Source organism: Mycobacterium asiaticum (genome assembly GCF_001673365.1).
Lineage (GTDB): Bacteria > Actinomycetota > Actinomycetes > Mycobacteriales > Mycobacteriaceae > Mycobacterium > Mycobacterium asiaticum_A.
In genome coordinates, this window is record NZ_LZLS01000097.1 from 33,633 (window position 1) to 47,653 (window position 14,021).

At 67.6% G+C, this 14,021-nt stretch carries 14 protein-coding genes and 1 other RNA gene; 6 read left to right on the forward strand and 9 right to left on the reverse strand.

From position 1 onward, the window contains the following. Nucleotides 1–82 precede the first annotated feature (82 nt). Both panB and A5634_RS10660 read left to right on the forward strand, forming a co-directional pair. Complete coding sequence (panB, locus tag A5634_RS10655) at nucleotides 83–925, forward strand: 3-methyl-2-oxobutanoate hydroxymethyltransferase (RefSeq protein ID WP_065144011.1); 843 nt, start codon at nucleotides 83–85, stop codon at nucleotides 923–925. Nucleotides 926–997: 72 nt separating this feature from the next. Further along, on the forward strand, nucleotides 998–2,545 hold the full coding sequence (locus tag A5634_RS10660; RefSeq protein WP_065144098.1) for a CYTH and CHAD domain-containing protein: 1,548 nt from the start codon (nucleotides 998–1,000) through the stop codon (nucleotides 2,543–2,545). A 4-nt stretch (nucleotides 2,546–2,549) separates the two neighbouring features. Here the strand turns inward: A5634_RS10660 and rnpB are convergent. The 5 genes from rnpB to cobC form a co-directional block, all read right to left on the reverse strand. Continuing rightward, an RNA gene (rnpB, locus tag A5634_RS10665) (RNase P RNA component class A) lies at nucleotides 2,550–2,964 on the reverse strand. Between the two features lie 56 nt (nucleotides 2,965–3,020). Continuing rightward, nucleotides 3,021–4,160 (reverse strand): bifunctional RNase H/acid phosphatase, encoded by a 1,140-nt coding sequence (locus tag A5634_RS10670; protein WP_065144012.1) that lies wholly within the window; start codon nucleotides 4,158–4,160, stop codon nucleotides 3,021–3,023. Continuing rightward, nucleotides 4,157–4,894, reverse strand: a complete 738-nt coding sequence (locus tag A5634_RS10675) for a zinc ribbon domain-containing protein (RefSeq protein WP_065144013.1) — start codon at nucleotides 4,892–4,894, stop codon at nucleotides 4,157–4,159. Before A5634_RS10675 ends, A5634_RS10670 begins: the two co-directional genes overlap by 4 nt. Next, complete coding sequence (locus tag A5634_RS10680; RefSeq protein WP_065144014.1) at nucleotides 4,891–6,051, reverse strand: Nif3-like dinuclear metal center hexameric protein; 1,161 nt, start codon at nucleotides 6,049–6,051, stop codon at nucleotides 4,891–4,893. Before A5634_RS10680 ends, A5634_RS10675 begins: the two co-directional genes overlap by 4 nt. After that, on the reverse strand, nucleotides 6,048–7,094 hold the full coding sequence (gene cobC / locus A5634_RS10685) for an Rv2231c family pyridoxal phosphate-dependent protein CobC (RefSeq protein ID WP_065144015.1): 1,047 nt from the start codon (nucleotides 7,092–7,094) through the stop codon (nucleotides 6,048–6,050). Before cobC ends, A5634_RS10680 begins: the two co-directional genes overlap by 4 nt. A gap of 112 nt (nucleotides 7,095–7,206) precedes the next feature. Between cobC and A5634_RS10690 the strand changes: the two genes are divergently transcribed. The 3 genes from A5634_RS10690 to A5634_RS10700 are packed head-to-tail and all read left to right on the forward strand — an operon-like array spanning nucleotide 7,207 to nucleotide 9,162. Next, the gene (locus A5634_RS10690; protein WP_065144099.1) at nucleotides 7,207–7,839 is read left to right on the forward strand and encodes an HAD-IA family hydrolase; all 633 of its coding nucleotides are present in this window, start codon (nucleotides 7,207–7,209) and stop codon (nucleotides 7,837–7,839) included. Beyond that, nucleotides 7,832–8,323: a low molecular weight protein-tyrosine-phosphatase gene (locus A5634_RS10695; protein WP_065144016.1), complete on the forward strand. Its 492-nt coding sequence runs from the start codon at nucleotides 7,832–7,834 to the stop codon at nucleotides 8,321–8,323. Before A5634_RS10690 ends, A5634_RS10695 begins: the two co-directional genes overlap by 8 nt. Next, the gene (locus A5634_RS10700) at nucleotides 8,323–9,162 is read left to right on the forward strand and encodes an SURF1 family cytochrome oxidase biogenesis protein (protein ID WP_065144017.1); all 840 of its coding nucleotides are present in this window, start codon (nucleotides 8,323–8,325) and stop codon (nucleotides 9,160–9,162) included. Before A5634_RS10695 ends, A5634_RS10700 begins: the two co-directional genes overlap by 1 nt. A gap of 2 nt (nucleotides 9,163–9,164) precedes the next feature. Here A5634_RS10700 and A5634_RS10705 read toward each other — a convergent pair whose 3' ends face one another. Continuing rightward, complete coding sequence (locus A5634_RS10705; protein ID WP_065144018.1) at nucleotides 9,165–10,088, reverse strand: cobalamin biosynthesis protein; 924 nt, start codon at nucleotides 10,086–10,088, stop codon at nucleotides 9,165–9,167. A 52-nt stretch (nucleotides 10,089–10,140) separates the two neighbouring features. Here A5634_RS10705 and A5634_RS10710 point away from each other — a divergent pair, with 52 nt between their 5' ends. Beyond that, nucleotides 10,141–10,956 (forward strand): oxygenase MpaB family protein, encoded by an 816-nt coding sequence (locus A5634_RS10710; protein ID WP_065144019.1) that lies wholly within the window; start codon nucleotides 10,141–10,143, stop codon nucleotides 10,954–10,956. A gap of 79 nt (nucleotides 10,957–11,035) precedes the next feature. On the opposite strand, the gene A5634_RS10715 is transcribed toward A5634_RS10710, so the two are convergent. Genes A5634_RS10715 through A5634_RS10725 form a run of 3 tightly spaced genes read right to left on the reverse strand, consistent with a single transcriptional unit; the run spans nucleotide 11,036 to nucleotide 13,940 of the window. Then, nucleotides 11,036–12,172, reverse strand: coding sequence for an epoxide hydrolase family protein (locus tag A5634_RS10715; RefSeq protein ID WP_065144020.1), 1,137 nt, complete (start codon nucleotides 12,170–12,172; stop codon nucleotides 11,036–11,038). An 11-nt stretch (nucleotides 12,173–12,183) separates the two neighbouring features. Beyond that, entirely contained in the window at nucleotides 12,184–12,375 is a 192-nt protein-coding gene (locus A5634_RS10720) for a hypothetical protein (protein ID WP_155769475.1), read from the reverse strand. 23 nt (nucleotides 12,376–12,398) lie between these two features. Continuing rightward, complete coding sequence (locus tag A5634_RS10725; protein ID WP_065144022.1) at nucleotides 12,399–13,940, reverse strand: GMC family oxidoreductase; 1,542 nt, start codon at nucleotides 13,938–13,940, stop codon at nucleotides 12,399–12,401. Nucleotides 13,941–14,021: the final 81 nt, after the last annotated feature.

Consider the following 14,021-nt stretch of genomic DNA (forward strand, 5'->3'; position numbering starts at 1 on the left):
GATGGCAGACTATTGGGGTCAGACGAACCCGGGGACCCGATCAAGGGCCACGAGGATCGACCCGACGAAACAAATAGGGACAATGATGTCTGAAAACATTTATGGCTCGAGTTCGGCCGCTACCGGCCCCCGGCCCAAGATCCGCACCCACCACCTGCAGAAATGGAAGGCCGAAGGCCACAAGTGGGGCATGCTGACGGCCTACGACTACTCCACCGCCCAAGTATTCGACGACGCCGGGATTCCGGTGCTGCTGGTGGGCGACTCGGCGGCCAACGTGGTGTACGGATACGACACCACGGTGCCGATCTCGATCGACGAGCTGATCCCGCTGGTCCGCGGCGTGGTGCGGGGCGCGCCGCACGCTCTGGTGGTCGCCGACCTGCCGTTCGGCAGCTACGAGGCGGGACCGGCGGCCGCACTGGCCTCGGCCACCCGGTTCATGAAGGAGGGCGGCGCGCACGCCGTCAAGCTCGAGGGCGGCGAGCGGGTGGCCGAGCAGATCGCTTGCCTGAGCGCCGCGGGCATTCCGGTCATGGCACACATCGGTTTTACTCCGCAGAGCGTCAACACCCTCGGCGGCTTCAAAGTGCAGGGGCGTGGCGACGCGGCCGAACAAACCATTGCCGACGCGATCGCGGTCGCCGAAGCCGGGGCGTTCTCGGTGGTCATGGAGATGGTGCCGGCCGAACTGGCCACCCAGATCACCGGCAAACTCACCATCCCGACGGTGGGCATCGGCGCGGGTCCCAACTGCGACGGTCAGGTCCTGGTCTGGCAGGACATGGCGGGAATGAGCAGCGGGAAGGCCGCCCGGTTCGTCAAGCGCTTCGCCGACGTGGGCAGCGAATTGCGCCGTGCCGCAATGCAATACGCCGAGGACGTGGCCACCGGGGCGTTCCCGGCCGAGGAGCACTGCTTCTAAGCGCCGCGCTGCGCCCTCGTAACCCTGATATGGCACTCTATGGGGGCCTGCCCCGCTCTCACGGAGAACAAGATGCCCGCTAAAGCGCCAAAAGCGGCGCGCCATCTGGAAGTCGAGCGCAAGTTCGACGTGGGCGAGTCCGCGGTGACACCGTCGTTCGAGGGCATCGCCGCGATCGCCCGTGTCGACACCCCGCCCGCCCAGGAACTCGACGCGGTTTACTTCGACACACCGCGGCAGGACCTGGCCCGCCACCGGATCACCCTGCGCCGTCGCACCGGCGGGTCCGACGCGGGTTGGCACCTCAAGTTGCCGGCCGGACCGGACTCCCGCACCGAGGTGCATGCCCCCCTCCAGAGCAATACCGATGCTGATACAGAAGCTGATACCGATTCCGTGCCGGATGAGTTGCTGGATGTGGTGCTGGCGATCGTGCGTGACCGCGGCCTCGAGCCGGTCGCGCGCATCACGACCAGGCGGGAGAACCAGATCCTCTATGGCAGCGACGGGGCGGCGCTGGCGGAGTTCTGCAACGACCACGTCACCGCGTGGTCGGCCCCCACCGCCGAGGACTCCGAGCCCGAACCCGCCGATCAGCAGTGGCGCGAGTGGGAACTGGAGGTGCAAAACGGCGAATCCGAAAGCACCAGCCATGAGCTACTCAATCGGCTGAGCAATCGATTGTTGGATGCCGGCGCCGCTCCCGCCGGGCACGGCTCGAAGCTGGCGCGGGTACTGGACTCCGCCGGGCTTTCCGCCCCTGCTGCCGCACCGCCGTCAAAGGACCCGGTGCACCAGGCGGTGGCCCGCCAGATCGAGGAACTGCTGGTTTGGGACCGCGCCGTGCGCGACGACGTCGACGATTCCGTGCACCAGATGCGGGTCACCATCCGCAAGATCCGCAGCCTGCTCAAGGACTCCCAGGACTCGTTCGGATTGGCCGACGGGGCCTGGGTTCTCGACGAACTCCGCGAACTGGCGGGCGTATTGGGCGTGGCCCGCGACGCCGAGGTGCTCGCCGAGCGGTACGAGCGTGAACTGACGCGATTGGACCCCGCGCTTGTCCGCGGGCCGGTGTCAGAACGTCTGGTCAGCGGCGCCCAGCGGCGCTATCAACTAGGTCTTCGGCGTTCGTTAGCGGCCATGCGGACCAAGCGGTACTTCCGGCTGCTCGACGCGCTGGACGCGATGGTGGCCGAGCCGCCGGTGAGCACCTTCGGCCAGGATGCGGCGCCGGTGACCATCGACGCCGCCTACCGGCGTGTGCGCAAAGCCAGTAAGGCGGCTAAGGCGGCCGAGCGAGCCGAAGACGCCGACACGGCGCTGCACGTGATCCGTAAGCGCGCCAAGCGGTTGCGCTACACCGCGGCCGCCACCGGCGCCGACCAGGTTTCCCAGCAGGCCAAAGCGATTCAGACGTTGCTGGGTGACCATCAGGACAGTGTGGTGAGTCGCGAACACCTGCTCGCCCAGGCTCACGCGGCCCATGTCGCCGGAGAAGATACGTTCACTTACGGCCTGCTCTATCAGCAGGAGACCGACATCGCCGAACGCGCCCACGAACAGTTGGACGCCGCGCTGCGCAAACTGGACAAGGCGGTCCGCCGCAGCCGGCGCTGACGGGCGGACGAGTTGGCCTGTAAGCCGGATTCTGTTCCCCACCGCCACGGCCTAACCACGGCGGCACGGCGACGACCATCCATCTGGACACACCGTTGCCGGGTGCCTCGAGCGGCCTACCCGCAGACTCGGGCGAGCAGCCCTCGAACGTCTGCGCGGCAGCACTTTCGGTGCTGCCTTCTTGGCCTTGCTTCGGGTGGGGTTTGCCGAGCCACCCCGGTCACCCGGGATGCTGGTGCGCTCTTACCGCACCGTTTCACCCTTACCGCCACGAGGGCGGCGGTCTGTTTTCTGTGGCACTTTCCCGCGAGTCGCCTCGGATTGCTGTTAGCAATCACCCTGCTCTGTGAAGTCCGGACTTTCCTCGACCCGGGCGATCCTTGCGGATCGACGCGAGCCGCGGTCGTCCAGCCAACTCGTCCGCGTCGAACACGGTACCCGCTGTACAGCGCTGCACAAAGAAGAGTGCGGCTAGCTAGAGATAACCCGTCTGGTTGACCAAGCGCACTGAGGAGGCGCCGTCGGGATAGAACTCGGCGATGCTCAACGACGCCAGGTCCAGGTGCAGCCGGTACAGGAGGCCCGATCCGGCATCCAGCGCGAGACGCAGCAGCGACTTGATCGGCGTGACGTGCGAGACCACCAGCACGTTCGCGCCGGGGTGCGCGGCCGCAATGCGGTCCCGGCCGCGCCGGGCGCGGCGCAATACGTCGTCGAAGCTTTCGCCGCCGGGCGGCAATGCGCCCGTGTCGTAAAGCCAGCGACGGTGCAGTTCCGGATCGCGCGCGGCGGCCTCGGCGAAGGTCAGGCCTTCCCACGCACCGAAGTCGGTTTCGATCAGATCGTCGTCGATGGTCACGTCCAGGCCCAACGCTCTTGCGGCCGTCGTCGCGGTGTCCAGTGCGCGCTGCAGCGGCGAGGAATACACCGCGGCGATTCCGCGCCGCTGGTTCAGGTAGCGCGCCGCCAAACCTGCTTGGCGCCAACCGACTTCGTTCAATGGCGGGTTGCCCCGGCCGGAGTATCGACGTTGCGCCGACAACTCGGTCTGCCCGTGCCGCAGCAACAGCAACCGGGTCGGGGTGCCCCGAGCACCGGTCCAACCCGGACCGGTGGGGTCTGGCGGGGTTTCCGGTGCACGGCTGTCGGACTGGGCTTTTCTGGCCGCTTCGGTGACCGGCACCGCGACCTTGTCGACCCGCCGGTCGGTCTGAGCGGCCGCATCCATCGCCTCGTTGGCCAGCCGGTCGGCGTATGCGTTCTGCTCCCGCGGGATCCAGGTGTAGCTGATCCGGCGAAACTGCGACGCCAGCGACCGCGCTTGGGCGTGCAATTCCACCAGGTCGGGGTGCTTGACCTTCCAGCGCCCGGACATCTGCTCCACCACGAGCTTGGAGTCCATCAGGACCGATACCTCGGTGGCGTCCAGGTGCAGGGCGTCGTCCAGACCGGCGATCAGCCCCCGGTACTCGGCGACATTGTTGGTTGCCCGGCCGATGGCTTGCTTGGACTCCGCGAGCACTGTCCGGCGGTCCGCGGTCCACACCACCGCGCCATACCCCGCCGGCCCCGGGTTGCCCCGGGAACCGCCGTCGGCTTCGACGACCACCTTCATTGATCAAAACCCTTGACGCGCAACAAGATCGCACCGCATTCCGGGCAGCGCAACACCTCGTCCTCGGCAGCGGCAGTGACGCGCGCCAACTCGCTGCGACCAATCTCGATCCGGCAGGCACCGCAGCGGTGACCCTGCAATTGACCGGCCCCCGGCCCTCCCCCGGCGCGCAGCCGTTCATACAGCGTCGAAAGGTCGGAACTCAAGCCCGCGCTCAGGGATTGCCGGCGCGACGCGTGTTCGTCGCGGGTCTGTTCGAGCTCGGCCAAGGCGGCGTCGAGGGCTTGTTGGGCGACGGTCAGCTCGTCCTGCAATGCCGCGATGGTTTCGGACTCGGCGGCCAGTTGCGCCTGCAGCTCCTCCCGGCGCTCCATCACCTCGAGCAGGGAATCCTCCAGGCTGGCTTGGCGACGCTGCAGGGTCTCCAGCTCGTGCTGCAGGTCGGCCTGGTGTTTGGCATCGGTGGCGCCCGAACTGAGCAAGGCGCGATCGCGGTCCTCGCGCTTGCGCACCGCGTCGATCTCGGCTTCGAATCGCGACACCTGGGCGTCCAAATCCTCCACTGCAATCCGCACGGCCCCGAGCCGGTCACTGGCGGCGGTGTGGGCACCCAATGACCGCTCGTAGGCTTCCCGTTCGGGCAGATGGTTAACCCGATGAGCGATCCGGGACAGCTCAGCATCCAACTTCGCCAATTCGAGTAGCGACCGCTGCTGGGCTACGTCGGCCTTCATGACTGATGATCTCCAGGTCTCGTTATCAGCACTCGTTCGCCTGTCCCCAGGTTCCACGGGTCGGTGCGGAGGGTGGAGACGCGCACCGGGAGCGACGTCCCGAAGCGCGACCGCAGCACCTCCGCAGCTTGGGCGCACCAGGGAAATTCACTTGCCCAATGCGCGACGTCGATCAAGGCCACCTGCGAAGAGCGGCGGTGCTCGTCGGCGGGGTGGTGCCGCAGGTCGGCGGTGACGTAAGCCTGCACGTCCGCGCCGGCTACCGCACTCAACAATGAGTCACCGGCGCCTCCGCAGACAGCCACCCTAGACACGGGCAGGTCGGGATCGCCAGCGGCGCGTACCCCCCAGGAGGTCGGCGGCAACGCGGTGTTGACGCGGGAGACGAACTCACCCAACGTTTCGGGTTGGGCCAATCTGCCCACCCGGCCCAGCCCGGTGCCGGCGGGTGGCGGCGCCAGGGCAAAGATGTCGAAGGCCGGTTCCTCATACGGATGGGCGCTGCGCATTGCCGCCAATACCTCGCCCCGGGCGCGCGCGGGCGCGATGACCTCGACTCGGTCCTCGGGGACCTGTTCAACGGTGCCGACGCTGCCGATCGCGGGGGAAGCGCCGTCGTGCGGGAGGAACTGGCCGATACCGGCGACACTCCAGCTGCAGTGCGAATAGTCGCCGATCTGACCGGCGCCGGCCGCAAAGACCGCCTCCCGCACCGCTTCTGACTGCTGCTGCGGCACGTAGATGACCCACTTGTCCAGGGTCGCCGCGCTGGGTGTGGTGTCCAGGACAGCCTCGACTCTCAGCCCGAGCGCCTCGGCCAACGCATCGGATACCCCCGGTGTGGCGGAGTCGGCGTTGGTGTGGGCGGTGAACAGCGAGCGTCCGGTACGGATCAGGCGGTGGATGAGCGAGCCCTTCGGGGTACTCGCCGCGACCGTGTCGACCCCTCGTAGCAGCAGCGGATGGTGGGCCAGCAGCAAACCGCCCTCGGGCACCTCGTCGACGACGGCCTCGGTCGCATCGATCGCAACGGTGACCGAGTCGAGCACGTCCGCGGGGTCCCCGCACACCAGGCCCACCGAATCCCACGACTCGGCAAGCCCCGGCGGGTACGCCTCGTCCAGCGCCTCGATCACATCGGCCAGTCGCACGCTCATCGGCGACTCCCCACACATGCCAGCGCTTCGACCAATTGGGGCCACTCGGATCGCACCGCGGCCCGAAGGTAAGTGTCGTCCAGACCGACGAAGGTGTCGCAGCGTCTTACTGTAATTCCCTTGTCCCGCAACCGTTCCCGTAACGATTCGGCAGCCGGGACCCGGAACAGTACGAACGGCGCCTGACCGTCGACCACCTCGACGCCGGCGGCCTGCAGGGCGGCTACCATCGCGGACCGCAGCGTCATCAACCGGGCGCTGTCGGCGGCCGCCTCGGCGACGGCATTCGGTTCGCAGCACGCTTGGATCGCGGTCAATTGCAGCGTGCCCACCGGCCAGTGCGGGCGCTGCGCGGTCAACCGGGCCAGCACGTCGGGCGCCCCGAGGGCATAGCCGACCCGCAGTCCGGCCAGCGCCCAGGTTTTGGTCAGGCTGCGCAGCACCAGCACATCGGGCAGCGCGTCGCCGGCCAGCGACTGCGACTCGCCCGGATCCGAGTCGGCAAACGCCTCGTCGACCACCAGCAACCGGCCGGGCCGGCGCAACGCGAGCAGCTGCTCGCGTGGGTGCAGTACCGAGGTCGGGTTGGTCGGGTTTCCGACGACGACGAGATCGGCGTCCTCGGGGACCTCCGCGCCGTCCAGAGTGAACGGCGGCCGAAGGACGACGTGGTCTATCGGCACCCCGGCCGCGCTCAGCGCCGCCTCCGGCTCGGTGAACGAGGGTGCGATGACTGCGGCCCGCCGCGGCCGCAGGTTGCTCAGCAACGCAAATCCCTCGGCGGCCCCGGCCAGCGGCAGCACCTCGTCGCGCGTTCGGCCGTGCCGGGCCGCGGCTGCCTCCTGGGCGGCGTGCACGTCGGCGCAGCTCGGGTAGCTGGCCAGATCCGTCAGCCGTGCGCTGAGCCGCTGCAGCAGCCAGGGTGGTGGCTGCGCATGACGGACATTGACGGCGAAATCGAGCATGCCTGCGACGACGTCTTGATCACCGTGATAGCGCGCCCGCATAATGCCCGTCGACGCGCTGTGGTCCAGACCCGCCATCAAAGAAACATTAGTGCGCGGATCCGAAGGCCAGGCATCCGGCGCACCAGGGGCGCGCGCGCCAAGCCGCATCGACCACAATAAGAGCGTGACAAGTTCGGCACCGCAGCTGGTGATCTTCGATCTCGACGGCACCCTCACCGACTCGGCGGCCGGCATCGTGGCCAGCTTCCGGCATGCGTTGGCCCACATCGGTGCGGCCATCCCGGAAGGTGATCTCGCCGCTCGGATAGTCGGGCCGCCGATGGACGAGACGTTCCACGCGATGGAGCTCGAGGGCCGCGCCGACGAGGCGTTCGCCGCGTTCCGTGCTGAGTACGGCAGCCGGGGCTGGGCGATGAACAGCCTGTTCGACGGCATCGCCCCGCTGCTGGCCGACCTGCAGGCGGCCGGCGTCCGGCTGGCGGTGGCCACCTCGAAACTGGAGCCGACCGCGCACCGCATCCTCGCCCATTTCGAGCTCGACGAGTATTTCGAGGTCATCGCCGGCGCCTGTCCGGACGGCGGGCGCAAGTCCAAGACCGATGTGCTGGCGCACGCGCTCGCGCAGTTGGAGCCGCTGCCCGAACGTGTCGTCATGGTGGGCGACCGCAGCCACGACGTCGACGGCGCGGCCGCGCACGGCATCGACACCGTTGTCGTCGGCTGGGGTTACGGGCGCGGCGACTTCGCCGAGCGGATCGAGTTCACCGGCGTCACGCATGTCGACACCATCGAGGAACTGCGGAGGGCGCTCGGTGTCTGAGCAGCTGCACGTCACGTTCGTTTGCTCGGGCAACATCTGCCGCTCGCCGATGGCCGAGAAAATGTTTGCCCACCAGATCCAGGAACGCGGCCTCGACGGTGTGGTGCGGGTCAGCAGTGCCGGCACCGGCAACTGGCATGCCGGCGAGGGAGCCGACCACCGGGCCAAGCGGGTGCTGCGCGATCATGGCTACCCCACCGCTCACCGGGCCGCGCAGCTGGACGACGACCATCTCTCGGCTGATCTGGTCGTCGCGCTCGGACGCAACCATCAGCGGTTGCTGCGCGACCTAGGTGTCGATGAGAGCCGGCTGCGGATGCTGCGCTGGTTTGATCCCCGCTCCGGTGCCCACACCCCCGACGTCGACGACCCCTACTACGGAGATCAGCGGGACTTCGAGTCGGTGTTCCGCGTCATCGAGGCCGCTCTGCCCGGTCTGCATGACTGGGTCGACGAGAAACTCGCGCAGAACGGCTCGGGTTGATGCCCAAGCGAATTCGGGGACTGGGGTTCATCCTGCGACCGGGCTGGATAGCGCTGATGCTGGTGTGCGTCGCTTTCACCTACCTGTGTTTCACTGTGCTCGCGCCCTGGCAATTGGGCAAGAACACCACGACGTCGCGGGAGAACCAGCAGATCGCCGATTCGGTCAACACCGCCCCGGTGCCGTTGAAAACGGTTCTTCCGCAGCAAGATTCGATTGCCTCCGGCGCGCAGTGGCACAAGGTGACGGCCACCGGGCATTACCTGCCGGACGTACGGGTGGTAGCGCGACTGCGCCCGGTCGAGGGCAATCAGGCGTTCGAGGTGTTGGTGCCCTTCGTCGTTGAGGACGGTCCGACGGTGCTGGTCAACCGCGGGTACGTGCGTCCCGAGACGGGCTCGCACATCCCGCCGATTCCGCCGCTGCCGGACCACACCGTGACCATCACCGCTCGACTCCGTGATTCCGAGCCGACCCTTCCGGGCAAGGAGCCGTTCACCAGAGATGGCTATCAGCAGGTGTATTCGATCAGCACCGAGCAGGTTTCAGCCCTGACTGGCGTGCCGCTGACCGGGTCCTATCTGCAGCTGGTCGAGGATCAGCCCGGTGGGCTCGGGGTGATCGGGGTGCCGCGCCTGGACGCCGGGCCTTTTCTCTCCTACGGCATTCAGTGGATTCTGTTCGGCGTACTAGCTCCAATTGCGTTGGGCTACTTCGTCTATTCCGAACTCCGCGCTCGTCGGCGGGAAAAACAGAACGCGGTCAAGGACGAGCCGTCGCCCTCGACACCCGTGAGCGTCGACGACAAGCTTGCCGACCGGTACGGCCGGCGCCGTTGACGTCAGAACACGTTCAACGCAGCCGCCACCGCCACTGCGCCCGCCTGCACCAGCCGCGAGAGCCGCACCGCGCGCCGCAGATCGGCGACCGTGGGCGCTCGACCGTCACCCAACGTCGGCCGGATCTGCAGTTCGTGACGGTAGTGGGTGGGCCCGCCGAGTTGGACTCCGAGCGCGCCGGCGAACGCCGCCTCCACCACGCCGGCGTTGGGACTGGGATGACGCCCGGCATCTCGTCGCCAGGCGCGGATCGCACCCGCGCAGGACCCGCCTACCAAAGGCGCGCAGACAACCACCAATGCCGCGGTCACCCGCGCGCCCACATAGTTCGCCACATCGTCTGATCGCGCTGCGGCCCAACCGAACCGGTGGTAGCGCGGCGAGCGGTAGCCGACCATGGCGTCGAGGGTGTTGACCGCGCGGTACCCCAGCACTGCGGGCGCGCCGCCGACGGCGGCCCACAGCAGCGGTGCCACCTGGGCATCGGAAGTGTTTTCGGCCACCGATTCCAGCGCCGCGCGGGTAAGACCGGGTCCGTCCAGCAGTGCCGGGTCGCGCCCACACAGCGACGGCAGCAACCGTCGCGCCCCGTCGATGTCGCCGCGGTCTAACAACTGCGCCATCTGATTTCCGGTGCGCGCCAACGTGGTTCCGCCCAGCGACACCCAGGTGGCCAGCGCGGTGGCTACCCCACCGCCGACCCGACGTTGCACAACCAACCCGACCAGCCCGACAGTCCCGAGCAACAGGACCGTGTGAACCACGCCAGCGGTCTTGGCGTCGCGGTAGCTGACCCGCTCCAACTTCGCGGCAGCCGTCCCGAACAAGGCCACCGGATGGCCGCGCGCCGGGTCGCCGAACGCGACGTCGGCCAGGTATCCCGCCAGCACGCCGACGATGCGGACCCGCCGCGTCGACCCAAACACCCCGGCAGCCTCTCACACGTGTTCTACTCGATCCCATGGAGTGCGAACCGCAATGAGGCGGCCAGTGACTAGGGTCGCCGACCTGTTGAACCCCGCGGCGACGCTGCTGCCCGCAGCGAACGTCATCATGCAACTAGCCCTGCCGGGAGTCGGCTACGGCGTGCTGGAGAGCCCGGTGGACAGCGGCAACGTCTACATCCACCCGTTCAAACGGGCCCGCACCACCGGTACTTACCTGGCGGTGGCGACCATCGGGACCGAGGCGGACCGCAAACTGATCCGCGACGCCGTCGACGTGGCACACCGCCAGGTACGGTCGACGGCGTCGAGTCCGGTTTCCTACAACGCCTTCAACCCCAAGCTGCAGCTGTGGGTAGCGGCGTGTCTGTATCGCTACTTCGTCGAACAGCATGAATTCCTGCACGGCCCGCTCGATGAGGCTGCCGCCGACGCCGTCTACCAGGACGCAAAACGGCTCGGCACCATGCTGCAGATGCCAGAGCGGATGTGGCCGGCAGACCGGGTCGCCTTCGACGAGTACTGGAAACGATCCCTGGACGAACTGCAGATCGACCCGCCCGTGCGCGAGCATTTACTTGGCGTCGCCTCAGTGGTCTTTCTGCCGTGGCCGTTACGGACACTGGCCGGACCGTTCAACCTGTTCGCCACGACGGGTTTCCTGGCGCCCGAATTCCGGGCGATGATGCGGCTGGAATGGTCGGAGTCCCAGCAGCGACGGTTCGAGTTGTTGTTGTCGGCGCTGCGGCTGGCCGACCGGGTGATTCCACACCAGGCTTGGATACTTGGCTACCGGCTTTACTTGTGGGACATGAGGTTTCGCGCGCGCCGCGGTCGGCGCATCGTCTAAAGCCCCCGTCGCTCGACTGTGCACCCTACGACGCACAAGCGGCGTGTCCCGTCGTCAAATTCACACTCGGCGAAAGGGATTAGCGCACCGTCGCGAAGAATTTCCGGAGATCCTGCACGAACAACTCGGGTTGCTCGAAAGCGGCGAAGTGTCCGCCCCGCGGCATCGTCGTCCAGTGCGTGATGTTGAAGTTCGGCTCGCACCAGCGACGCGGCGCCCGCAACACCTCTTTGGGGAAAGCCGCGACGCCAGTGGGTAATTCGACCCGGGTCGTGTCGCCCCATTTGCGGAAACTCTCCCAATAGAGGCGGGCCGACGACGCCGCGCTTCCGGTCACCCAGTACAGCATCACGTTGTCCAGCAGCTCATCTCGCGTGAGCACATTCTCGGGGTGTCCGTCGCAGTCCATCCAGGCCCAGAACTTCTCCACGATCCAGGCCAGTTGGCCCACCGGCGAATCGACCAGTCCGTAGCCCACCGTCTGCGGACGCGTGGACTGCTGCTTGGAATAGCCGGTGCCGGTCTTGCGGTGCTCGGCCAACGCGGCAATCGCAGCCTGCTCTTCGGGGATCGGATCGGCTAGCGATTCGGCGCTGGGCATACCCAACGGCATGTTGAGGTGAATGGCCGCGCAATTGCCGCCAGCTGAGCCGCCGTTACGTCCGATCTGGCTCGTCACGGCCGCGCCCCAGTCGCCGCCCTGGGCTCCATAGCGGTCGTAGCCAAGGCGGCCCATCAGCTCGTCCCAAACCTCAGCGATCTTCTCCACACCCCACCCGGTGCGTCCCGGCTTCCCGGAGAAGCCGTAGCCGGGCAGCGACGGGCACACCACGTGGAACGCATCTTCGGCACGGCCGCCGTGGTCGGTCGGGTTGGTCAGCGGTTCGATCACCTTGTGGAACTCCACGATCGAGCCCGGCCAGCCGTGCGTGATCAACAGCGGAAACGCATCCTCGTGCGGGGACCGCTGATGGATGAAGTGGATGTCCAGCCCGTCGAACTGGTCGATGAACTGGTCGAAGCGGTTCAGCGCCGCTTCCCGCGCCCGCCAGTCGTACTGCTCAGCCCAGTAGGCGGCGAGGTCCTGGGTGTAGCGCAGCGGGATGCCTTGGCTCCAGTCGTCCACGCATTCGGCTTCTGGCCACCGGGTGCGCGCCAGGCGGGCTTGCAGATCGTCGAGAACGTCGTCGGGTACGTCGATGCGAAACGGCTTCACACCGCTGCACCCTACTTCTGTGCGTCCTTGATCAGCGTGCTGATCTGCTCGAGCAATTGACGCATGTCGGCGCGCATGGCATCGACCGCGGCGTACAGGTCGGCCTTGGTTGCCGGCTGCTGGTCGGCCGACAATGACCGCACCGGCGGTCCCGATGTCTGCCGTGCCGTGCCGTCACTCTGCGAACCAGGTAGGTCACCCACGTTCACGAGCGTGCCATACCTGGCTAAACACGTCCAAAACCAAAGTGCGGCGAGCTACCCGCGAGCAGGAAATCGGCGCATCGCTCGCCGATCATGATCGCCGGGGCGTTGGTGTTGGCGCGGGGAATCCTGGGCAGTGCCGACGCGTCGGCAACCCGAAGGTTCGCCACGCCTCGGACGCGGAGTTGTTCGTCGAGAGCGCTGTCGGGCTGTGAACCCATTGCGACGCTGCAGGCCGGGTGTGCGGTGGTGATGGCGTTGTTCCTGATCGACTCTTCGAGGTCGGCACCTGGCCCGGGTAACACCTCGCGGTCGACGGCCGAGGCGATCGGCTCGGTGGCCATGATCTCCCGGCTGCGCGCGATCGCCCGGGTCATCGCTTCGAGGTCCTCGCGTTCGGTGAACATGTTCAGCCGGATCGCGGGCGGCGTTGCGGGATCCGTCGAACGGATCAGCACACTGCCCCGGCTCGCTGGGGTCCAGTGCGAGTGGATCACGGTCAACGCGGGCTCGAATTTCCCGACTTTGGGATCGGCCGAGGCGTCACCGGGGCTGAAGGCGAGCTGGAAGTCGCAGGCCGGGAGTCCGGTGGCGGACCGGATATGGGCCACCGCCTCCACCCCGCTGTTGGAGAGCTTGCCGCGGCGCTGGAACAACCACTGCAGCAACCACTTTGGGTTCGTCGCGTCGGCCAGGCCAACGAATCCGGGCGTCAACTTCCAGATGCCGAACATGTTGGGGTGATCGGCCAGGCCCTGGCCGACGTTGGGGTTGTCGACGAGCGCGTGGATGCCGAGGCTGCGCAAGTGGTCGGCGGGGCCGATGCCGGACAGTTGCAGTAGCTGCGGGGTGCCGAAGGCTCCGGCGCTCAGCACGGTCTCGCCGGCGAAAGCAATGGTGGTGCGGGCACCCCGTCGGCGACGGTATTCGACGCCGACCGCTCGTCCGTTGCGGATGACGACCCGGCCGACGTCGGCCTTGGTGACGACGGTCAGATTCGGTTGCTTGCGCAGATATCCGCGCGCGGTGCTCCACCGCTGGCCGCGGTCAATGGTGACCGGGCTGAGGGCAGCGCCGTCGAGTTCGGGCCCGCTGACGTCGTCGGTGGCCGCGATTCCTGCTGCGCGCGCCGCGGCGACGAACCTCCGGGTCACCTCGTCGGGCTCGGCTGTGCGGGTGATCCGCATCGGTCCCCGCTCGATGCGCTCGAAGACCGGCGCCACGTCGGCCCACGCCCAGCCCGGCAACTGCCAGCCGTCGTAGTCGAGGTTGCTGCCCCGGACCCAGACCATCGCGTTCATCGCGCTGGTGCCGCCCAGCACCCGGCCGCGCGGCTGCTGGATCTGACGATTGGCGCAGCCGGGCTCGGGCTCGGTTTGGTACGCCCAGTCCAGCGCGGTGTTGAGTTGGCGCGGGAAGGCGAGCGGCGCGCGTACTGTCAGCCGCCGGTCCGAGCCACCAGCCTCGATCAGCAGCACCGTCGCCGACGATTCGTCAGCCAGTCGCCCGGCGACCGCGCATCCGGCCGAACCGGCGCCGATCACGATGAAGTCGTAAGTAGCCATCGGGGTCAAGTATCGGGGACGCGTACGCATACCCAGGGTGCAACTATCGGCGTTTTCGCCGATGCTCGGACCTCATTTTGC

Bases quoted from the DNA above. Each gene is read 5' to 3' on its own strand.
- A5634_RS10660 (WP_065144098.1), top strand. From the start codon at position 998: ATGCCCGCTAAAGCGCCAAAAGCGGCGCGCCATCTGGAAGTCGAGCGC.
- A5634_RS10725 (WP_065144022.1), bottom strand. From the start codon at position 13,940: ATGGCTACTTACGACTTCATCGTGATCGGCGCCGGTTCGGCCGGATGC.
- A5634_RS10710 (WP_065144019.1), top strand. From the start codon at position 10,141: ATGAGGCGGCCAGTGACTAGGGTCGCCGACCTGTTGAACCCCGCGGCG.
- A5634_RS10670 (WP_065144012.1), bottom strand. From the start codon at position 4,160: ATGAAGGTGGTCGTCGAAGCCGACGGCGGTTCCCGGGGCAACCCGGGG.
- cobC (WP_065144015.1), bottom strand. From the start codon at position 7,094: ATGGCGGGTCTGGACCACAGCGCGTCGACGGGCATTATGCGGGCGCGC.
- A5634_RS10675 (WP_065144013.1), bottom strand. From the start codon at position 4,894: ATGAAGGCCGACGTAGCCCAGCAGCGGTCGCTACTCGAATTGGCGAAG.
- A5634_RS10680 (WP_065144014.1), bottom strand. From the start codon at position 6,051: ATGAGCGTGCGACTGGCCGATGTGATCGAGGCGCTGGACGAGGCGTAC.
- panB (WP_065144011.1), top strand. From the start codon at position 83: ATGATGTCTGAAAACATTTATGGCTCGAGTTCGGCCGCTACCGGCCCC.
- A5634_RS10700 (WP_065144017.1), top strand. From the start codon at position 8,323: ATGCCCAAGCGAATTCGGGGACTGGGGTTCATCCTGCGACCGGGCTGG.